The organism is Coleofasciculus sp. H7-1 (assembly GCF_057473865.1).
Window position 1 is genome coordinate 55,374 of sequence record NZ_JBYCCT010000057.1, and the last position, 21,778, is coordinate 77,151.

The following is a 21,778-nucleotide window of genomic DNA, read 5'->3' on the forward strand; positions in this document are numbered from 1 at the left end:
GTGGGAAGGGTGTTAAGTTTTAATTTCACAACCGCAGGGGATTTTCAAGTGCGATCGCGACAGCTTGTAACTCCTTCGCCTTCTCCTCCGGAAGCGCATCATTCGCAAACATTCCTGCGGCTAGTTCGGTTCCCGCCAGATACTTGAGCCGATCCTGAGTCCGATAGGGAGGATACAACTCTGCGTGCAAGTGTGCTTCTGGGTGCGGATTTCCATCTGTGGGTGCTTGGAACCACGCCATCAAGTAAGGGAAAGGACGATTCCACAAGCCGTCATACTTGAGAGTGACAGTTTTTAAGGCTTTGGCGAGTCCTTGACGCTGTTGTGCCCTCAGATCCACAAATGTAGCGACGGGCTGAATCGGGGCAATCCAGACTTCGTAAGGGTAACGGGCGAAAGCGGGGACAAAGGCGATCGCTTCCTCATCTAGATAAATAATTCGCTGGTTATCCAAAATCTCTTTTTGGATCAAATCTTGCAGTAAACCCCGCTGATGCTCCTGATAATAAGCTTGTTGCCTCTCTAACATCCGCGCTGGGACGGGTGGGACAAAGGGATAGGCGTAGATTTGCCCGTGGGGATGCTGCAGAGTCACCCCCATCTCAACCCCTTTGTTCTCGAAGGGCAGTACATACTGAATCTGCGGCGTTTCGCCCAAAGCGCGAGTGCGATCGCCCCAAACTTGCAACAATAACTCCAATTGATCTAATTCCAGGGAACCGAGGGAAGCTTGCGGATCTTGCGTAAATACCACCACTTCGCACGCGCCGTTTGCCGGGAGAGTTTGCACAATGCTGGCAGGTGGATCGTGCGCCGTCAAAGCCATTGAGGGAAAGCGGTTGTCGAACACCGCCATATCATATTTCCCTTGGGGGAGTTCTGTCGGAAACTGAGGATCTTTGGTGGGGGAAAGCGGATTGTATTCTGGGGGCGGCATAAAAGTCCGCCCCTGACGGTGACTTGCATAAGCAACCCATTCGCCCCGCAACGGATGCCAGCGCAGGTGAGGATTCGCGGCGACTGGTTCATTACTAGGGCTAGTGGTTGTAATTTCCTCCGCAATGGGGAATCTGCTGTATAGAATCAGCTTGCGACCATCCGGCTTCAACAGCTCCTGGGAATACATTTTCCTCTTGCCGCCATGCAGCTTTAACTGTTGTGAGCATAACGTCCTCTTCGTCTTCCTCACCCCTGCCTAGAGTCGCATATGCGATCGCTTCTAAGGGGAATTTCGGAGTTCGGTCGGCATATAGCAGTCCGTTAGCTTCCTGGTAGGTATCCGTCAACTGGGTGTAACAAAAACCGCTAAATAATTCGACTCTGTTCACCACATCTAGTAGCGCCGTATACCTGATTTGCAGTTCGGAGACATCATGGGAACGCACATATCCCCAAGCTTTTTTATCTTCCCGACCCGCATAAGCAATGCCGCCAAACTCAGTCAGCATGATCGGCTGTCCTTGATGGGGATAGCCGTCCAGCGTTAGAACGCGCCCACCCGGACGCTGGCGATCGAAGAGGTCTGATAGCTTCACCTCTGGGCCATAGCGCTTTGCCAACCGAGTCGGCTTATTATCATAATCGTGGATAGCCAGGATATCAGTTGCCGCACTCTCCCAGCCGTCGTTGCCGATGACAGGGCGAGTCGGGTCAAGAGTCTTGGTCAAGTGATACAGTGCTTGGACGCAGTGCTGGTGGGCTTCCGTCGCCGTCAAGTCGGGAACGCCCCAAGATTCGTTGAAGGGCACCCAGACGACAACGCAAGGATGGCTGGCATCGCGTTCAATGACCTCAGTCCACTCCTTAGTAATCCGTTCCACCGCTTTAGGCGAGAAGCGATAGGCGCTGGGCATTTCTTCCCAAACCATCAGTCCTAGCACATCTGCCCAATACAAGAAGCGGGGGTCTTCAATCTTTTGGTGCTTGCGAACCCCGTTGAATCCCATTGCTTTGACTAGCTCAACATCGCGCCGCAACGCTTCATCGGAAGGTGCGGTCATCAGAGTCTCAGGCCAATAGCCTTGGTCTAGAACCAGTCGCAGATAGTAGGGACGACCATTGAGCATAAAGCGATCGCGCTGGATTCCCACCGTCCGCATTGCGGTATAAGACTTGATTTCATCCAGCAACTCGCCATTAGACCACAACTGCACCTCCGCATCGATCAAAGTTGGCTTCTCCGGACTCCACAGCAACTCGTTGCGGTAGTCGTCAATGCCAGGGTCAGAAAGGGCAATGCGTCGGTGAATCTCCCCGTGGATTACTTCATAGGTATCGTTGACTAGCAACTGGCAGCCAACAGTTAGTTTTACCTTCACCTCAATGCCATCGCACTGTTCACCCGCTACAAAAGCTTCAAAGCCAATCTCCCAACGCTCAAAGTGCGGCGTCCAGCGGATGCGCTCAATATAAGTTGAAGGAACGATCTCTGCCCAAACGGTCTGCCAAATCCCAGTGGTGCGCGGGTACCAAATACTGTGCGGTTCCAGTTGCCAATCTTGCTTACCACGCGGTTTCGCTAAGTCCTGGGGGTCGTCTTGCGCCCAGACTGTTATCCGTTGCGGCCCGTTTTCATTAAATACTGGCGTAATATCGATGCTGAAGGGAGTATGTCCGCCTTCATGGTCAGCCATAAATTGACCGTTGATCCACACGCGGGCACGATAATCTACCGCCCCGAAGTGGAGAAGCACCCGACCTTCACCCTTGACGATGTTAAATTCCCGCTCATACCAGCAGTTTGCGTGAAAACCCGTGTCGCCAATGCCACTTTTTGAGGATTCTGGAGCGAAGGGAACTTCAATTGTATGCGTCCACTCAGGAATATCTGAGGGTCGAGTTATTTTCCCATCATCGTCATAGGTAAACTTCCAGGAGCCGTTGAGACAAATCCAGTGCGATCGCTGTAACTGCGGACGCGGATACGCTCTTTCGAGCTGCTCAAAATCAGACTGAGTAGCGCCGCCAGATGCGACATAACAATTTTCCAGCCACTTCCCCAAAGAGTGCATATAGTCATCTATCCAAGGTTATATATCTAGATTACCCATAAAGATCCGACTATTAACTGTTTTTGGTTATTTTATATAAAATTGTTTAAATGTCTACACAGTCTGGATTTGAGCAATTTAAGTTTTAATTTGTTTCCAGCAAAAATCCAACTTAACGACTAGGGCTATTTGATGCCATTTAGAGGATAAGTAATGGCTATAGTCATGACTACACCATTTTGGTAATCTTTTCAGGATAAAAGTATGTTGCGTCTCACGCAATACATCCGGTTACTGTGTTATCGGCACCTCAAAATTGTCAGTCTCGCCGTGACTGAGATACCTGACTTTTTGTTCGAGTCCCGCTGCGATAACAACCTGCATAAAATCCTCTAACGGCGATTTAAAAATCGTGTATTCGTTGTAGTGAATTGGGATGGCGTGCGGCGAGCGATCGCTTGAATTGCCTTTACTCCTTGCTTGGCATCCATTGTCAGAAGAATTCTGAATGCTTTTGTTCCACACAAGTGCAGCAAAGTCAAATCAATATCAGAATACCGCTGAGGAATTTCCTTCAGTTACTGGTTAACTAAAGTATCGCCGGTAATCCGAAGGAACACACGCTCCAATTCTGGAGGCAAATAGCGAGAAACAAACGATTTAACGTGCGGAAGCAGGCTGGATTGGCGAGCTGGTAGACTTCAGTTTGGGGGAATATACTGGCTTTGGCAATGGGTCTGATATTGGATTAAGATTAGTTCGCGCTAGGCTTCCTAAATTTGGAAATTCTTCCGAATTATTAAAGGTTTCCAAAACTTGCTCTAAACCCGTCATCTCCAATAAAATTCTGACCTGTTCGCTCTTGGAATAAAGTAAAAGTTTGCAACCCGTGGATCTGGTAAGCCTGACAATTGAAACGAGAGCCATTAAGCCAGAACTACTGATAAAAGTGACATTTTTGAGGTCGAGTAGAACAAGTTTGACTCCCGCATCGACTAGATTCTCAATTTCTTGATGAAACTGAGCTGCTTTAGAGCTATCAAAAATATCTGGGGACTTAACGATTTTAAAAAGAACGTTCATCTTAAAAGCCTCAATGACTAAATGGAGTAAGGTGGGAAGTGCCCACCATAAAGTGAATTAAAGTAGCGATCTTTACAGGGAAATCTTGGATTCATGGAAGTAGCGGGCGATCGCATTTTCCAGCGACGGTAACAGTACCCCCCGTTCGCTGCCCAAAACGCTGTAGATTGGGCGCGGTGCCAATAGCCTGAGCGCTTGCATGGGACAAGCTTCAATTTGGGTAGCATCGAAACCTGCTTGCTTGGCGGCAAACCGTGCCAAGTCTGCCCAAGAACTCTCACCAGGGTTCGCAATGTGCCACAAACCGCTCTCGCTATCAATTAAGAGATCAAGACTGGCATTGACCAGATCCGGAACATAGGTTGGTGAAACGACCGCATCTTCTGCCGCAATAAAGGGTTTTCCTGCCGCTAGGGTGCGGAGTGCCATTGTAATGAAGTTGTACTCGTCCCACGGCCCGAAGAAGGCGCTGGTGCGAACGACAAGCGACGAGGGATGAAACTCTAGAACTCGCAACTCGGCTTCTACTTTGCTGCGTCCATACACATTGAGCGGTGCAACGGCATCGCTCTCCACATAAGGAGCAACACGAGTCCCATCAAATACAAGATCCGATGAGAAGGTGAGCAGCGCCACTTTCCGCCTCGCGCAAGCAGCCGCGAGAGTTGCAGGACCAACCGCGTTTTCGCGCCGACAAGCATCCGGTTCGCGCTCCGCATCGTCTACGCGAACGTATCCAGCAGCATTTACAACCGCCCAAGGCTTGAGTTCAGCCAGTGCCTTATCAACCGATGCCGGATCGGCAATATCCAGTTCCTGACGGTTGAGGAGCTTATAGGGTATACCCCGGATGTCGCAAATTCGAGCAAAAGCTTTCCCCAGCGTCCCTGTAGCTCCAATAATGGCGATCGCACGCGGTGAGGAAGAATGGAGTGCTGAGGTGCTGAGGTGCTGAGGACTGAGTGCTGAGTGTAATGCATCTGTTGGCTTTTGCGTTTCTGGGTTTTTGCGCCCCTGCTCCTCTGCGCCTTTGCTCTCCTCTACGGGTGGATAGAGCAGTCGCTGGGGTCTGTGCCACCATCCCGGCACATCAAGAAGGGGGTGGTGGGGCATCTCGCCGCGTGCCAAATCGCGCAGCATTTGGGCAAGCGCTGTTGGGCGGGGTTTGGGCGATCGCAAGTCGAACACCCCCGGCTCGTAATGACCATCAGCCCTCGTCACTAAGCTAGTCCAGTCATAGGAACCGAGGAGCGACCAAGCGGTGATGGCACGCACATCAATGCCTTCAGAACGCAGACTGGTTGCTGCCTCCCACACCTCTTTGAGCCAGCGCAGTTGTTCCTCGCGGGTGCAACCGTGATGGACTTCAGTGACCGCAATTGGCAAGCCGTAGCGTTCCCATGTCTCTTTGAGCAGCGTGTATGGTCCGGCGATTCCTTCAGCACGGACTCGCACTGCCTCGACATCTGCGTACTGCTGCTGCTCATTTCCCCCGTGCGTCCACTGGGGATAGCGTTCTAGGCGCTCATCTAGAAAGCGATCGCTCGTCAAGTAGTGGTTAATCCCAATTATGTCTGGCGGACAGGGATTTTCTAAAAACCACTCCAGTTCAGCTTCACTAATCCCCACCCAACGCAGATATTCCCACATCAGATGAGCGCGATTCACTCGACCATACAGCAGATCGAAACTCAGCCAGCGACGCTCATTCTCAAAATCGGCTTGGTACGCCATCTGTGGCGTGCTGAACACCTTGCACAAGTCCTCCGTTTGCACCAGCTTTGCGTTCGGGTTAACTTGGCGAATTGCCCGCATCGAGAGGATCGTGGCGCGGATTTGCGTCAACAACGCCTGCACGAAAGTTAAATTATCCCGACCGTGAGGATACCAGTGACCGTATAATCCGCTAAAACGCGCTGTAGTGAGCGGCTCGTTGACAGGCGTGTAACTTTCCACCCACGGGTAGCGCTCTTGCACGGCTTGGGCGAACTGGGCAAGCTTAGAGGCAAAGGTGGGATCGACCAGGCTAGTATGATGAGGGCCGCTGCCGTGGTGAACTAAACCCACAATGGGACGGATACCGAGTTCTCGCAAACGTCCCAGTCGTTCATCCGCCCAAGACCAATCGGCATACTCTAGCCCATCGGGGGCGGTTAGTTCCCAGAGGACGGGGTAGCGGATGGCACGCACGCCGAGTTCGGCAAACAAATTAAGGTCACTTAAGCGCGTTTTGTGACCGTTTTGCTCCAACTGGTTGAAATAGCGATCGCCTACGCGGTTAACGGTACACTCTACCCCAGCCCACATCTCCAATTTTGAGTTTTGAGTTTTAGGTAGCACTTCGTGCCGCTTTGCTAGTGAGTTTTGAGCTAATTCAGAATTGCTAATTATTAATTCTCTATTTAATGCTGCTTTTACCATTCCTCACCCCCAATTAATTTGTGCATGAAGTGTCAGTAGCCCATTACTCATGGCTATTGTTTCTGATTTTTTATTCATCGTTCATGGCAGTAAAAACGAGTCAAGCAACCATTAGTCATTAGCAAATCACTAATGACTCATGACTGTTGACTACTGACTAATGACTAATGACTAACCGCTTTTCCGTGACCATTTGTGGTTGCAACTTCTGTCTGTGGGCGTTGCTCAACGATTTCATTGAGAGAAACATTCTGGGTGTAGTTGCTTCTCGCTTCTACGGGTTCTAAAACGACTGGTTCGCGTTTCGTGCCAATCTGTTTGTAAACGGTGAGAGCCTGAGCCACGCATTGATCCATGTTGTAATACTTGTAAGTCGCCAACCGTCCTACAAAATGCACCCCCGACGTTGCATCAGCGAGTGCCTTGTATTTCTTGTAGAGTTCGGCATTTTCTGGGCGCGGTACCGGGTAGTAAGGATCTCCCTCGGCGCGGGGGAACTCGTAAACGATGCTAGTTTTATTGTGTTCTTGTCCTGTCAGGTACTTGAATTCAGTGATGCGAGTGTATAAATGCTCGTTGGGGTAGTTGACGACTGGCGCTGATTGATGCACAGGCTTGTTGAGCGTTTCATGCTTGAATTCCAGGGAACGGTAGGGAAGCTTCCCGTAGCGGTAATCGAAGTAAGCATCAACGGGTCCGCTGTAAATCATTTCTCGATACGGAATGACTTTCTGAATCTCCCGATAATCGGTGTTAAGCATGATTTTGATGTTCGGGTTAGCCAACATCTTCTCGAACATCCGGGTATAGCCGTGCAATGGCATCGCCTGATAGCTATCGGTGAAATATCGATCGTCTCGATTGGTGCGGGTGGGTACCCGCGCGGTGACTGATTTATCGAGTTCAGAGGGATCGATTCCCCATTGCTTGCGGGTGTAGTTCCGGAAGAATTTTTCGTACAATTCCCGTCCCACCTTGCTGACAACCACATCTTCACTGGTGCGGATATATTCTTTTTTCTCAGCAACCGAGGCAAAGAATTCTTCGAGTTGAAAGGAGGTGAGATTCAGTCCGTAAAGCTTGTTAACTGTGTCAAGGTTGATGGGGATTGGCACCAGTTGACCGTCTACACTTGCCAAGACGCGGTGTTCGTAGGATCGCCACTCGGTGAAGTTGGAAAGGTACTCAAAGACTTCGCGGGAGTTGGTGTGAAAGATGTGGGGACCGTATTTGTGTACGAGAACGCCTGCATCATCGTAATGATCGTAAGCGTTGCCGCCAATGTGCGATCGCTTATCAACCATTAGAATCTTCTTGCCCGACTGACTCGCCAGCCGTTCCGCAAGGACACTCCCAGCGAACCCTGCACCCACAATAAGATAATCAAACATTCTAAAAGCCTCGCTTATTTAATAGCAATATGGCGCTAACATCCTTACGCAAGTAAGGGGAATGAAATGGCTACCCTTGGGTAGGAAGTAAAAATGAAAAACTGAAAAGTCAGAAATTCAACTAAAAAGCCAGTCCTTATTCACTTTGGGCGGACTGGCTTTTGGATGTTTGTTTGGGTTTGTTAACCGAGGTAACTCCTGCACGCTTGTCCAATTCTGACGCTGAGGTTTTGGCAAGGCGATCGCGCAATTCTTGAGATACACTCGCGTCGTCCATTACACCGTCCACCAGTTGCATCATCCGCGCCCAAGTGGAATCCCACGAATTCTGCCCTAGGAAGGCATCTACCTGACTCAGCCATTCCGATTCATCAGGATTTTGCTTGATTGCTGCTTCGGCTGCGGTAACGAAATCGGCGACTGTATCTGCAATCTTCACCAAACCCATCTCCCCGTAAGGACGAATCACATCCCGGATGGAGGTAGACACGACTGGCTTCCCAGCAGCGAGGTATTCTGGAGTTTTGGTAGGACTAATAAAGCGGGTTGACTCGTTACGAGCAAAAGGCAACAACGCCACATCCCACCCAGCAATATATGCAGGCAACTCTTGATAAGATTTACCACCCAGATAATGAATATTGGGGTATTGGGGCAGATTTTGGGGATCTATTTTGACGACTGGGCCAATCACAACCAGATGCCAGTCAGGTCGCGCTTGGGCAATGCCACTCAGCAGTTCAAGATCCATGCGCTCATCAATTACCCCAAAGAATCCCAGACGCGGGTGGGGAATATTTATTTGATCGGCTGGTTCTTCTGTCAGAGTTTTTGCTTGGGCAAAGTGCGCTCTCTCAATGCTACTGGGAAAGGCGTAGACATTCGGGTGCTGGTGGCGCTTGGCTTCGTAAAGGCTTTGTCCCCCTGTAAATACCAAATCTGCACGGTTAAAGAGTTCGGCTTCGCGCTCGATCATCACGGGTGGCGCTCCCTTAAATGCCGATAGCTCATCCATGCAGTCGTAGATAATGACTAGAGGATCTAAGTGGTGCGCGAACGCGATCGCCATCGGTGTGTAGTACCACAGGATATACTCGCGGATTTGCGCTTGTGCCAACAAATCATCGAGCATCCCCTTTTGAGCAGCTATGATTTCATCCTCACTGATTCCTTCGCTCAAGTAAGGCACCACCACCGAGACACCACTTTCACGGATGCTGACATCCAGTCGCCAAGATGGATCGGAACTTAAAATCGGTTCTTCAATGAAGAATACTCTTCGCTCCTTTGCACAGCGGCTCAAGAGATGTTGCGGTCGTTGGTAGACAAAATCCCAACGCAAATGCGACAGACAAATAAGTGCCGGTGGATTTGACAAGGAAGTTTGGGAACCATCCGACTGTAATTTTGGAGATAATGCACTCGCTGAGGGAGACTCAAGTGCATCTTTTAAGGAGAACTGTATCTCCCATGCCCCCCCATTACTCGCACTATTCTTCATCAAATTTTTGGGCTGGGACATAAATAGCCTCAGATATTTGTAGATTTGATTAAAGCTTTCAGAATCGCCTACCTACACAAAAATAAGAACAAAGTGGAAAACCTTGAACTGAAAAAACACTTGGAATAAATTTCTAGCTATAACTGCAAAAAGCAGCTAGAAAGTATGTTTTCCTGCCTTGTTTACCTTTTTGCGACTCTAAAGCAGTTTTGTTGACTTAACACCTCTGCTTAATTTATCCGTTTTTCTTGCCATTGACTTCTGCCTGGAGAATGAATTTGCTGTTACTGCTAAAAAAATAATTGCTATTGTTGAGTTCTAGCTTCTACCAGAGGAATGACGCTACTTCTTCCTAAAAAATAAATTTAATGTTAAATTAGTTTGTGCCAAATAATACAAAAACTCTACGTATAACGGCTTCTAGTGGGAGTAAGGAAGAGATGCGGGTGGGTCGCAGGAATTAAAGAAAAATGCTTCTAAGTAGCAGCATTGTTGCGTCCAGGTTCAATGGCTGTATCTTCTTTAGTGACAATCCACACCTAATCACACGTAACTTGTTTGGCTAGGTTTATTACTTTAGACACTTGCGTCGCAGGTTATTGAATAAGAGTCGTGTTCGCCGAAACTGGCGATCGCGCGATCGCTCGAATTGGATCGAGTAAACGTTGAATCAAATGCTTGTATAGCTAAAAAATCCAGCACTCAATCTATATAATTTATAGTTTATGCATAGCGTTTGGTAGCAAGTACAAAAGCTTGTAAAAGTTTTTTGCGAACATTTTAATATTTAAAGCCACACAAAAAATAATCTTATTTGTGCTTTAAATAAACACATTAATAATTTATTAATAAATTTTATTGAAAGTGGAGTATGCTTCGAGGAATTGCATGGAAAGACTTTTTTGCCAAGTTACTGAAGAGTAGATAGTGACTTCTCTGGGAGAATTAGCTCACCCTCCCCAAAGGAGTGATGAATCCTGACTCTGTGTTACAAACTGAGTGTTGAGCGATCGCTTTCTCAGAGAAACTGTAAAGCAGATAGAGAAAAGGGGAAAATAGCCAAGGAAAGTTCACAACGAAAGGAAAATACTCTCCCCTCAATGACAAAGTCCCAACCAATCCCTAGGCTTATGTACTGTGCTATCGAGAGAAGCATAGCATAGCATAGCTCCACACAGAACTGTTTGTATTCATAAGCACAGACTGACTTAACGTCAAGTCAATCCCTCAGGTAGAAGTAGAGGGAAATGATGGCAGTTATTCTGCATAAGAGCGATCGCTCTTAGATGCACAATAGCGAAATGCTCTGGTAATTCCAGACCCGTATTCTAAACCACGATTGTCCTAGATCGGGGCTTCATGAGCGGGAAGCATATCTGTCTTCTCAATTCAGCCGTCAATGAAGTTGACAAGACCGTTTTTGAATAATAGGAAGCCGCAGAGTTCTAGAGAATAAGAGCAACCACTACGATGAAACCTTCTGATTTGTCCAAAGTTCTTTTTGCAAGTACCTTCGCCCTCACTTTAGCTACTCTACCCTTAACTCTGCCTGCTTTTGCCCAAACTGGCACTGGTGCAGGTGGTTCAGCTTCCGGTACTAGCACTGGTGCAGGTGGCGCAACTTCCGGTACGACGGGTGCGGGTGGCACTACTTCCGGTACAACCACGACTCCCGGTGGTGCAACTTCCGGTACAACGGGTGCGGGTGGTACCACTTCCGGTACAACCACGACTCCTGGTGGCACTACTTCCGGTACAACCACGATTCCTGGTGGCACTACTTCCGGTACAACCACGACTCCCGGTGGTAGCACTTCCGGTACAACCACGACTCCCGGTGGTAGCACTTCCGGTACAACCACGACTCCTGGTGGTGCAACTTCCGGTACGACGGGTGCGGGTGGCACTACTTCAGGGACTAGCACCGCTCCTTACGGCACGACTACGACGCCTGGTGGCACTACTTCCGGGACTTCTACTGCTCCTGACGCCACGACTACGACGCCTGGTGGCACTACTTCCGGGACTTCTACTGCTCCTTATGGCACGACTACGACGCCTAGTGGCACTACTTCCGGGACTACCACTGCTCCTGACGCCACGACTACGACGCCTGGTGGCACCACTTCGGATACAACTACTATCCCCGGTAGCACGACTCCCAATAGCACGACTTCAGACACCACCTCTTACCAAGGAGTTCGCTCTGCAAGAAGCGATCGCAACTCCAGTTGGGGCTGGTTAGGCTTCCTGGGTCTAATCGGTCTAGCTAATCTGTTCCGCAAGCAGCACCAAGAAACTTCACGTCAGCGTTAACCCAAGGTGTGCAAGTATTTAAAAACCAAAGCTAAAAACCCAAAGCCCTGGCTATAAACCAGGGCTTTACTCATATATATGTAATTTTTTCAAAGTTTAGGCGATCGCTTTCAAGCTTTACACAGATCCCAGGACTGAATCCAGCCCCCATTGATGCTTCAGCAGGTTCTGATAGATATTTTCTCGAATTATCATCTGCTTGTGTAGCTGGAGCAAAAATTGCTGAGCTTGCTCGCGAGACATATGCTGTACTTGATCTGCAAAAGAAATCAAGCTAAATTCTTGCTCTAAAGACAATTCAATGGGTCGTTCCATAATAGTCTCCTGTGCCCAACCAGGGCAAAAACTAGAGTTAAGTAATTGATATGTGTCTGAAAATGAAGCTAAATGAACAGTTTATTTAAACTTCTTTTGTTGGCTGACACTTACAAAGTATCATTTTCAACTTTGCGGCTTCCTCTGCCACTTGGTGTAACTTTCATTTCCTTCAGAAATAATCCGATAGATTTATTCAATAAGAATTAGCCAAATATCTAACACTTCTTTGCAGTCAGGCTGTTTGAGCGGGTGCATTCCAGCGCATGCAAATCACCCACAGACTGGAATGGGGCTACAAAAACAAAGCCTGCCGACCAGGCTAAATGTACTCTTGACGTTATTGTTATTAGTCCGCGTAGGCGGACTTGGTTTTTATAGCCGCGACTTCAGTCGCCAGGTATTTTTACTTTAATTGAGATGCTCCCGTTTGAGCTGCTGTATTTGGTTCATTGAGAAGCGATATGTCAGGACTTACGCAAAGCTTATACATATAGCATTTTTTCGGGTTCAATCCCCCTGTGGTTGCCCTTACTATGTGGTGATGTTGCGTAAGTCGTTCTGAATTAGAGCAAATTTGCACAAATTAAGTCATTTATCAGCGTTTTTGAGTAGTTTTTGCTCTATCCCCAAAGAAGGAACATACTTCTAAGCAACCCTTCTAATAGAAAATATCCAATTAAACTAAATAGCAAGATTCTTAATCTCTAGACCTGTCCAAAAGCTCAACTTCAAGTGAATAGCACAAAGTTCAACTACTTTTCAGACGGGTTTAATGACTCGCTAGCACCTCCCCGTTGAGGGAGGGATTGGGGGACGCGGCTTCCTCTGTGAAGATAGGAGGAGGTTCTACTATCCCACTTTAAACGGGTATCCCAATCTGCTCAGCGATTGTCCTGATATTGCTAGCTCAAAGCTGAAGCCACCAGATAACCAAGCATGCTTCCTAGACCCTTCTTCTTCCAGGCTCTGATCTAATGAAACAACTCGCCATTTCTCAATTCCGTAAATATAGCTTAATTGGCGTTATCTCATGCGCCACCGTGCTAGGGACAAATTTCTGCGTCCTGACTCAAGCAAAAGACTATTCCCCTACTCAAGGTCATCCCTCCCTTGCTTCTGGCTTGATATGGCCCACTCAAGGGAATATCACTAGAGGCTTTAATACTTATCACGAAGGAATTGATATTGCGAGTAGCACTGGGACTCCGATTGTTGCTGCGGCATCGGGTACAGTCATCAAAGCTGGTCGTGATGATTCGGGATGGGGATTAGGCAATGAAATAGAAATCCAGCACAGTAATGGAAGCCACACGGTGTATGGTCACAATAGTCGTCTTTTGGTGAGCAAGGGTCAACAAGTTACTCAGGGTCAAGTAATTGCCGAGATGGGTTCGACAGGCAATAGTACAGGTCCTCACCTCCACTTTGAATTTCATCCTGATGGTCGTCTAGCGGTTGACCCGGCTGCCGGATTGCCCTCTTTAGTCGCAGGCAGGATTCCACCGCTGCAAATAGCAACCGCTGCGCCTAAACCCATTGCGCCTCCAGTGTCTCAGGCTGTACGCAACGACGCGGACACTAGAGGCAACAACACTACACCTTACCCGAATCTAAATGTTTATCCTGGGGGTCGTCAGGGAGGGAACTCTCTCCCAGTAACGCGCGTAATCACCCAGCCCAAACTGCTGCAACCGATTGCAGTGGCAGCTACTTCTGTTGTTGCTGAGACTTTCAATCAATGCAGCAACGCCTTGATTGAAGGTGAGACGGCAAGCTCTCGCGTGAAAGTTTGTCGGGAAAATGGTCAATTGTTTTATGTGGGGCAATTAAAGCAGCAACCGAGCGCTTCGATGCAGCTTGCTGCTTGGCGTGTTGGACAGGATCGGTATCAAGCGGATAACGGCAGTTATTCCTATTTTATTAGCCCACGCGGAGTGGAAGTTTGGCGAAATGGTCGTCAGATACGTTCTGAGCCTTTTAACGGTTCTTTGAGGATTTCACGGTTCTAAAAGGTTTTACAAGTGAGGTTGGTAATCTCCAAAGAATGCGCTACCCGATTTCTTCTCAAGCTACACTATCAGGTTGTCTACGGGCGATCGCTCTCTCTACCCTGATTTTCTCTTGTGAGGTGACAAAGCGATCGCCTTTACTTAACTTTTCTTAGAAAACTTACCTTTGCTCACTTTTTTTATGAATAAAAAATTAAGATTCTACTATTGCACTAAAGGCTACACTATTGTTTTACCATCTGAGGAGTTAAAGCCTTACAGTCTCGATTGACAGATAAACAGATTCCAACTTACACCAGTATTACCATCCCGCATTGGTGCAATTTCTCTAAAGGGTGCATGATTTCGTTAAAACAGCGGTCAGACAACTGAGCAAACGATTCAGTCTAGAGAAGGGATAGACCAGATATTTCGGGAAGACCCGTTGATTGCATCGTCAACTGTCAGCTTGCATTATTTGTGTATAGCTGAAGTGTCTGCATGGTTTGGAACGGCTACAGTTTGAGCATCTAATTTAGAAATAAGTTGCACATTGGCTTCCTCTAACGCTGCTGAAACTCCACAATTCATCAGAAAATCACCTAGTTTCTCAAAAATGTTTCCGAAAAACTCAGCAGCGATCGTGAAGCATCAAAAAGTGTTTCTCAACCATAAGGAGAAAAATCATGGAAACGCTTGCTTACATTCATGTTTCTAATACCTATGAAGAAACAGAAGCTGGTATCGAGTATCATCTGCGTGACTTTTCGCTGAACTGGAAGCAACCACCGAGTTCAGCTTGGCTGGGTTTACTTGGCGTAGCTTTCTTGTTCGGAGGTCTCAGCGACCTCAAACCAGCCAACGCAGCACAGTATTTTGTAAATACAAACGGTCGTTGTCTCAACGTTCGCTACGGTCCCAGCACATCTTACGGAGTGCATAGCTGCGTCCGTAATGGAGCTGTACTTGCACCAGTTGTGGCTTATCGCAACGGGTTTGCCAAGCTTTCTACGGGTCGTTACGTTGCTGCTAACTATATCAGCACGAGACCGGGTTCTGGTTCGGGTTCGGGTTCTGGTGTTGGGGGTGCATATCTCAGCCTAGGCTCTAGAGGTTCTGCGGTTCGACAAGTTCAATCAGCTTTGGGAGTTTCAGCGACTGGATATTATGGTTCCGTGACTCAAAGAGCAGTTCGGAACTTTCAGTCGAGAAATGGCTTACGTGCAGATGGAATAGTGGGACCGCAAACTCGCAGAGCGCTGGGAGTGTAGAGAAGATTCATTCAAGAAGCTGGTCTATTTATCAAAAGAACGATCTAGCTAACTTCTCAGGACTTACGCAACATTACTACATCTGCCACCGCAACCACAGAGGGATTGAACCCGAAAAAACGCTATATGTATAAGCTTTGCGTAAGTCCTGTTCTGATACTAGGTTGCCCTGAGACATAGTAGGTTGGGTAGAGCGTAAGCGTTACCCAACTGCTTATATCTGAGAGCTGGCACCAGTTGCAATAACCCGCCAGGGGTTCAAACCCCACAGCTTATAGCTCAAGTCCACGAAACCTGGACTGGGGAATAATTTCAGTCCATTTCAATGGACTTGATTCTGTAAGCCCGGAACTTGAGTTCCGGGCGGGATTAGCGGCTTGTTGAGAATGGTGCAAGATGTCAGTTATATTTGGTTGGGTTGAGTACCGCTCGCCCAACCTACGCTTGAACAAGAACAACTTAGTATCAGTTCACACATCCCATCCTAAAGACTTCGCAACTTGATCTGCAAGAGTCATCGGGTCGAAAGGTTTCGCAATCACTGCCGTTACTCCTAGTTGAGCGAAACGGCGTTGGTCGGCAGCCTGCATTTTAGCAGTTAACAACAGCACGGGGATGTGCTGGGTTGCCGGATTGGCTTGCAGCTGTTGAAAAGTAGTTGTACCGTCCCAGTCGGGCATCATCACATCCAGAAGGATGGCGTCAAGTGGTTCAACTTCAGCCTTGGCAAGCCCTTCCCTCCCAGAACTCGCTGTCAAGACGTCCCAGCTGGCTACCATTTCTAAGCTCAGCTGAGCCACTTCCCGAATATCCTCTTCATCATCAATTACCAGGATGCGCTTCGTTGTCACTATTGCAGTTTTCCTTCCTGTTGGGAACCATCCGATTCAGCAAGGCAATGACGCGCCCTTCAAATTGTTCTGGAGTAATCCGACCTTTAGTGAGAAACTCGGTTTGTCCCAGCCGCAGCCGCTCTCGTTCAGCATTGTCCAAATCTTTAGCAGAATATACCACGATTGGGATTTGGCGCAGGCGATTTGTTAAGAGCAAAACCGCTTCGCTACCGCACTGACGCAGCCAATCTACTACAGCAAAACCATCGTACTCCGGCAGCACGATATCCAGCACTAGCAGATCGGGATTCATATTTGCTAATTTTTGGATTGCCTCGCGTCCGTTTTTAGCGTGGATAATTTCCAAACCGTGGCGCTCAAACCTAGCAATCAGTACCCGCGCGAGATCCAAGTCGTCTTCCACCAGCAAAACTCTGGCAACCTTTGCCTGTTGCAACGATTGCTCCAGTGCTTGAAATAATGATGCCTCATTCAGGGGTTTGCGAACCCAGCCGGTAAAATCAGGAGTGCGCGGCTTACCATCAGCTGAGTTTGCCCGAAGCGATACCGGAGGCGAAATGTCGTTGATTGTAGAATCCGCGCTGCCAACATCAGAAACGGCTGCATTTTCCATTGCAATTGTATTGGAAGCGATCGCATCAGACTGCTCAGACTGCTGCAACTGACCAAGATCGGTTTGCGGAAGGTCTATATCCAGCAGACTACTTAAAATCTTATTCTCTAAAGAAGATTTGAGGATATTACTTTCCTCTAGGGATAAAACGCTGAAAATGACGATCGGAATCTCTCTGGTATCTGGTTGCTGTTTCAAAACCGCCATTGTTTCCCAGCCGTTCATATCGGGCATAATCAGGTCGAGCAGAATCACGGCAGGCTGCTCCTGTAGCGCCAATTCTACTGCTTCTTGACCTGAGAAAGCCGTCTTGACTTGGTAGCCGCGCTGTTCTAGCAAAGTTTGTACTACCGCACAGACCGCAGGCTCATCATCGCACACCAGCACTAGAGAAGTACCCTGTGCATTGTCGGTGTCCAAAGGTAAGGGTACGGCATCGTACTGAGTATCTAGATGTTCTGCTGGATCTGTAGTTGCATTCCCCTGAGAGAGATTCTCCCGTTCATCCTCAGCATTCAGCACTCGTGTCTTACCGCTCAACAGTGGCAGTGTGAAGAAAAACGTACTGCCTTCATTCAGCGTACTTTCGACCCAGATACGACCTCCATGCTGTTGCACAATGCTGCGGCAGATGGCTAATCCCAGACCTGTGCCGCCTTTATCGCGCGAGTCAGAGGCATCAACTTGTTGGAATCGTTCAAAGACGCTTTCCAGCTTCTGTGCTGGAATCCCCCGTCCCTGATCTTTCACCTTGAACAATACCGTGAGGGTGAGAGGTTGAGGAGGTGAGGGAGTAAATTCTTCCCCTATTCCACGCTCCCCGGCTCCAGAAGCGATAAATTGCGTCTCTACAAGCTGCTCCCTTGCCGGTTGAATTTCAGCACTGAGATAGACGCTGCTGTTAGGAGGCGAGAATTTGATGGCATTGCTGAGTAGGTTCGTTAGGGTCTGGATGATCCGGTCAGGATCGGCGTACAGTTGGGCGGATGTGGGAGACACGGATAGGGTGACTCCTGCTTTGTCAGCCATTGTCCGCATCACTTCGGATGCCTGAAGCATCAGAGTTGCGGCATCGCAAATCTGATGCTCCATCGCCACCTGACCCGACTCAATGCGCTCAATATCGAGGATGTCGTTAATCAGGCGCACTAAACGGTCGGTATTCGAGACGGCAATCTCCAGCATCCGTTGAGCCTTTTCAGGTTTAGCAGTGAGCAGACCCCCTGCCAGCAAGCCGAGGGCACCGCGAATCGAGGTTAGGGGCGTCCGCAGTTCGTGGCTGACGATGGAGACAAACTCATCTTTGAGGCGTTCTACGGCGCGGCGATCGCTAATGTCACGGGCGATCGCTGAGGCACCCGTAACCTGACCCGTCCGATTCTTGATTGGAGAGATCGCGATCGCCACATCAATTTGCTTGTTGTCTTTTCTAAGACGCACGGTTTCATAAGGGGGGATGCGTTCTCCCCGCTTGATTCTTGCCAAAATTGACGGCATCTCATTGAGATGGTCGGATGTCAGCAGAATCGAGATTGACTGCCCCTTGACTTCTTGGGCGGTATAGCCATAGATCCGTTCAGCCGCAGAGTTCCAGCTGGTAATGGTTCCATCCAGTGTTTTGCCCACGATCGCATCCTCTGAAGACTCGACAATCGAGGCTACTTGCGATAAAGCTTCTTCCCCCCGTTTGCGCTCAGTGATATCTCGCAAAATCACGGTAAATATTTTTTCTCCAGCTAATTCCAGCTTAGAAATCGAAGCTTCCGCCGGAAACTCCATACCATCTTTACGCTGCCCAAAAACCTCGCGGCGCTCTCCCATTTTCCGTGCTGTACCCTTAGAGGTGCCAAAATTATGAATATGCTGACGGTGAGCGATCGCAGTCTGCTTTGGCAGCAGCAAATCCAAGGACTGACCGATTACCTCACTCGCGGTATAGCCAAAGATTTTTTCCGCACCCTGGTTAAATAAGGTAATTTGTTGAGTTTCGTCTACCGAGATAATTGCATCCTCAGCAATATCCAAAATCCCAGCCAGCCGCGCTTGCGATGCCTTTCTCGCCTCCTCTGCCAACTTGCGCTGCGTGATGTCTTGAATCTGAGCATTAAAATAGAATGGTTCACCCTTGACATCATGCACCAGCGACCCGCTCAAGAAAATCCATACAATGTGTCCCTGTTTGTGGAGGTATCGCTTCTCCAGGTTGTAATGGCGAATCTCGCCAGCCAGCATTTGGTGCATATATTCCAGATCGGTTTCCAAATCGTCTGGATGCGTAATCGCCTGGAAGTTCGTAGCCAGTAATTCTTGCTCCGCATAGCCAACAATCTTGCATAAAGAACGATTGACTTCCAGCCAGCGCCCATCTGTTGCCACCAGCGCCATTCCTACCGCCGCATAGTCAAAGGCACTCTTGAATCGCTCTTCGCTAGCTTGCAGCGCCGCCTCTGTCTGCAAGCGGTAAGCGATTTGGTTTTCCAGTTCTCGGTTAGTTGCCTCTAGTACAGCTGGACTTGGGAGAGCAAGCGCTTTAGGAACCAATGGCACCAGAGACGCAGCAGTATACACCGAAACTAATGCGGTAATTGCTTTGAGGAACCCCGACAGCCAATAAGTAGGATGCCAAAGCGTCCAAATCTCCATGACATGGGTGGTACCACAGGCGATGATAAACGACCCAAATAGCAGAAAAATCCAGTCAAATGGGAGATCCTGACGCTTTCGGACAAAGTAGAACAGCGTCACTGGGATCGAATAATAAGCAAGGGCAATCAGAGAATCGGACACGATATGAAGCCACACCAAATCTGGCTTCCAGAGGTAGCAATGTCCGTGGGGGATAAACCCTCCTGAAGTAAAAAAGATGTTCAAAAATTCCAGCATCAAGCCTATTTCCTTACCAGCCTGAGTCTACTTTAAGGTAAATTTTCTGACAGGGTGATAAGAAGCGCTGAGATGAGATTTTATTAACCCCCGTTACCTTCCTTGGTAATCCTATTTTGTTTGACCGTTGCCATGTTTGAATTTCTGAAGCTACCGATTGGTAGAGACGAGGATAATTGCAAGTCTTCTACAATCCAAAATTCAAAATCCTATAGCAATCCTATTTTAGTTGTGAGTTGCCAGCAGTTCAGATCCCCGACTTCTCTTACGAAGTCGGGGATCTCATTTTCTGTAGCAGCAATCTTGAAATTCAACGAGACTAACGAGTGCTGGCGTTGCTAGCACCACCGAGCGAAGCATAGCCAAAGGTTGCATTTGCCATACGACACCAGATGACGACAGATTTGAAATTTGCCAGGTTAATAGCAGCAGGAATCGGGTAGCGCTGAGCGCCGCTAACTTTTTGGAGTTTGCCTAGGTTTATGAAACGGTTTTGGTTTTGATACGTCTGCGGCGGCTTTTCAGAAGTGTCTAGAATAACATGAAGATCCGGCCCTTGTTCGCTCGTCTTAAAAGCAGCATTAAATTCTAAGTAGCGTTGTCCATTTTCTGTAACAATACGAGCGGTTCCAGAGGTGGGCTGTTCTGCGGCAACAAAGGTGCCAGAGCGAGTTGTGGGGCGAGTTTGCGCTACAGCAATTCCATTTGATGTAAAAGTTGGACTGACGGCTTTAAATAGTGGGATTTCTGTCAGTCCTGTAGCAACAGAAGTTACCAGGAACGTCATCCCTAGTATTGCTAAGTGGTTTAGCTTCATGATTTTTAATCCTTGATACAACATTTGGCTCTGTCAGTCTCTATCTCAGACTTAAAAAAAATTATTGCTCAAGAAATTAGGGTTTAGATGATTTTATCTTTAGAGATGGCGTTTAAAATGCTGATATTTAACTGAGGAATTTTTTAGATACTTTCTAGGTAAATTAATCTGATTCTCAGGATAAACTCATTCTGCTGCTAGAGGCGTGTATAGCATTCCTAACTGACTTATAAATTTTCTCTGTATTTCTTTCCTCTGCGTCCTCTGCGTCCTCTGCGGTTCGTTAAAAAAGACTATTTTACAAATCAAATACAATTGCTATAGCCTTGAATATTCTATTAATAGCGTCTGGCAACAGCACTATAGAGGCTCAGCTAATGAAGAGTAAAATAAGAGATATTTGTCACTTAAAATTGTTTACATGGGTAGGGTTAGGAGTCATATTATTGAATATAGCTTTTAGCAAAGGTGCGTTTGCCAATCAGTATATGAATCCGGAAGACATTCGGATAGCGATCGCGATCGCTAGAGATGCCTGGATTGCTCGTGACGCCGAGGCTCTAGCGGCACTGTTTGCGCCCGACGGTGAAATCATCGTACCGGGTCAACGATGGCAGGGACAAGAGAGAATTCGGCAAGAAGTCACTCATTTTGCTCAGCAGTATTCAGATGTAAGAATTGAGATTCCGCAGATTATCGTTGATGGCGATCGCGCAGTAGTCGAGTGGTATTACGAAGATCCTGAAAATGCAACTGGTCGTCGTAACAAAGCCGATGATGTCATTGTTATTAATTTCAAAGAGGGTCGGATTAGTCGCTGGCGTGAATATTTTGATACTGAAACACCTAAGCTAAGAAGGCAATAATTGATTCTATCAGAAACTTAAATCAGGTGGGGCAACAATGAGCGACGAGCAAGAGGTATTAGCAGCAAATCAGGCTTTCTATCGAGCTTTTGAGAAAAAAGACATCAATGCGATGAGTGCGATCTGTTCGCAGGGAACAGGTACTCTTTGTATACACCCCGGACGCAAAGCACTTAAAGGGGGGAAGGAAATTCGCTCTTCCTGGGAGCAGATATTTAAAAACACCAGTTACATCGAAATAGAAACAGAAATTATCGCTACAGAAATTCGAGATAATATTGCCTACGTCGTGCTTGTCGAAAATGTGTTTCAAGTCAGTGGTGGCAGAAGAGTTAAAGCACAATCGATGGCGACGAATATTTTTGAGCGAATGGCACAAAAGTGGTATTTAGTCCATCACCACGGGAGTCCTTTAATGCGTTAATAAATTTCGCGTATCTTCAGTGCAACTATCGCCTCTTATCTA

Annotated in this window: 16 protein-coding genes; 5 read left to right on the forward strand and 11 right to left on the reverse strand. The window is 47.9% G+C overall.

Annotation, left to right across the window (positions count from 1 at the left end):
- Positions 1-25: 25 nt before the first annotated feature.
- The 7 genes from galT to AC2VDX_RS14760 all read right to left on the reverse strand — a co-directional run bounded on the left by galT (position 26) and on the right by AC2VDX_RS14760 (position 9,407).
- A complete protein-coding gene (gene galT, locus AC2VDX_RS14730; protein WP_378182103.1) occupies positions 26-1,126 on the reverse strand; it encodes a galactose-1-phosphate uridylyltransferase in 1,101 nt (366 codons plus the stop codon).
- On the reverse strand, positions 1,038-3,011 hold the full coding sequence (locus tag AC2VDX_RS14735; protein WP_378182100.1) for a glycoside hydrolase family 2 protein: 1,974 nt from the start codon (positions 3,009-3,011) through the stop codon (positions 1,038-1,040). Before AC2VDX_RS14735 ends, galT begins: the two co-directional genes overlap by 89 nt.
- Before the next feature lie 270 nt (positions 3,012-3,281).
- Positions 3,282-3,515: a hypothetical protein gene (locus AC2VDX_RS14740; RefSeq protein WP_378182097.1), complete on the reverse strand. Its 234-nt coding sequence runs from the start codon at positions 3,513-3,515 to the stop codon at positions 3,282-3,284.
- A gap of 135 nt (positions 3,516-3,650) precedes the next feature.
- Complete coding sequence (locus tag AC2VDX_RS14745) at positions 3,651-4,073, reverse strand: STAS domain-containing protein (RefSeq protein ID WP_378182094.1); 423 nt, start codon at positions 4,071-4,073, stop codon at positions 3,651-3,653.
- 72 nt (positions 4,074-4,145) lie between these two features.
- Complete coding sequence (locus AC2VDX_RS14750) at positions 4,146-6,380, reverse strand: family 1 glycosylhydrolase (RefSeq protein WP_378182251.1); 2,235 nt, start codon at positions 6,378-6,380, stop codon at positions 4,146-4,148.
- Between the two features lie 278 nt (positions 6,381-6,658).
- A complete protein-coding gene (glf, locus tag AC2VDX_RS14755; RefSeq protein ID WP_378182091.1) occupies positions 6,659-7,885 on the reverse strand; it encodes a UDP-galactopyranose mutase in 1,227 nt (408 codons plus the stop codon).
- Positions 7,886-8,021: 136 nt separating this feature from the next.
- The gene (locus tag AC2VDX_RS14760; RefSeq protein WP_378182088.1) at positions 8,022-9,407 is read right to left on the reverse strand and encodes a glycosyltransferase family 1 protein; all 1,386 of its coding nucleotides are present in this window, start codon (positions 9,405-9,407) and stop codon (positions 8,022-8,024) included.
- A gap of 1,449 nt (positions 9,408-10,856) precedes the next feature.
- Here AC2VDX_RS14760 and AC2VDX_RS14765 point away from each other — a divergent pair.
- The gene (locus tag AC2VDX_RS14765) at positions 10,857-11,702 is read left to right on the forward strand and encodes a WGxxGxxG-CTERM domain-containing protein (RefSeq protein ID WP_378182085.1); all 846 of its coding nucleotides are present in this window, start codon (positions 10,857-10,859) and stop codon (positions 11,700-11,702) included.
- Positions 11,703-11,819: 117 nt separating this feature from the next.
- Here AC2VDX_RS14765 and AC2VDX_RS14770 read toward each other — a convergent pair whose 3' ends face one another.
- Positions 11,820-12,017 (reverse strand): NblA/ycf18 family protein, encoded by a 198-nt coding sequence (locus AC2VDX_RS14770; RefSeq protein WP_378182083.1) that lies wholly within the window; start codon positions 12,015-12,017, stop codon positions 11,820-11,822.
- 977 nt (positions 12,018-12,994) lie between these two features.
- Between AC2VDX_RS14770 and AC2VDX_RS14775 the strand changes: the two genes are divergently transcribed.
- Positions 12,995-14,029, forward strand: a complete 1,035-nt coding sequence (locus AC2VDX_RS14775) for a M23 family metallopeptidase (RefSeq protein WP_378182080.1) — start codon at positions 12,995-12,997, stop codon at positions 14,027-14,029.
- A gap of 665 nt (positions 14,030-14,694) precedes the next feature.
- A complete protein-coding gene (locus AC2VDX_RS14780) occupies positions 14,695-15,279 on the forward strand; it encodes a peptidoglycan-binding protein (RefSeq protein ID WP_378182077.1) in 585 nt (194 codons plus the stop codon).
- A gap of 470 nt (positions 15,280-15,749) precedes the next feature.
- On the opposite strand, the gene AC2VDX_RS14785 is transcribed toward AC2VDX_RS14780, so the two are convergent.
- The 3 genes from AC2VDX_RS14785 to AC2VDX_RS14795 form a co-directional block, all read right to left on the reverse strand.
- Positions 15,750-16,130 (reverse strand): response regulator, encoded by a 381-nt coding sequence (locus tag AC2VDX_RS14785; protein WP_378182074.1) that lies wholly within the window; start codon positions 16,128-16,130, stop codon positions 15,750-15,752.
- On the reverse strand, positions 16,102-19,629 hold the full coding sequence (locus tag AC2VDX_RS14790) for a PAS domain S-box protein (protein ID WP_378182071.1): 3,528 nt from the start codon (positions 19,627-19,629) through the stop codon (positions 16,102-16,104). The genes AC2VDX_RS14785 and AC2VDX_RS14790 overlap by 29 nt, the downstream gene beginning before the upstream one ends.
- Before the next feature lie 319 nt (positions 19,630-19,948).
- Positions 19,949-20,446 (reverse strand): DM13 domain-containing protein, encoded by a 498-nt coding sequence (locus AC2VDX_RS14795; RefSeq protein WP_378182068.1) that lies wholly within the window; start codon positions 20,444-20,446, stop codon positions 19,949-19,951.
- Positions 20,447-20,892: 446 nt separating this feature from the next.
- Here AC2VDX_RS14795 and AC2VDX_RS14800 point away from each other — a divergent pair, with 446 nt between their 5' ends.
- Together AC2VDX_RS14800 and AC2VDX_RS14805 are read left to right on the forward strand one after the other, a co-directional pair.
- On the forward strand, positions 20,893-21,312 hold the full coding sequence (locus tag AC2VDX_RS14800) for a nuclear transport factor 2 family protein (protein WP_378182065.1): 420 nt from the start codon (positions 20,893-20,895) through the stop codon (positions 21,310-21,312).
- Between the two features lie 37 nt (positions 21,313-21,349).
- Positions 21,350-21,736 carry a nuclear transport factor 2 family protein gene (locus AC2VDX_RS14805; protein ID WP_378182062.1) on the forward strand — a complete coding sequence of 129 codons (387 nt, stop codon included), beginning with the start codon at positions 21,350-21,352 and terminating at the stop codon, positions 21,734-21,736.
- Positions 21,737-21,778 lie beyond the last annotated feature (42 nt).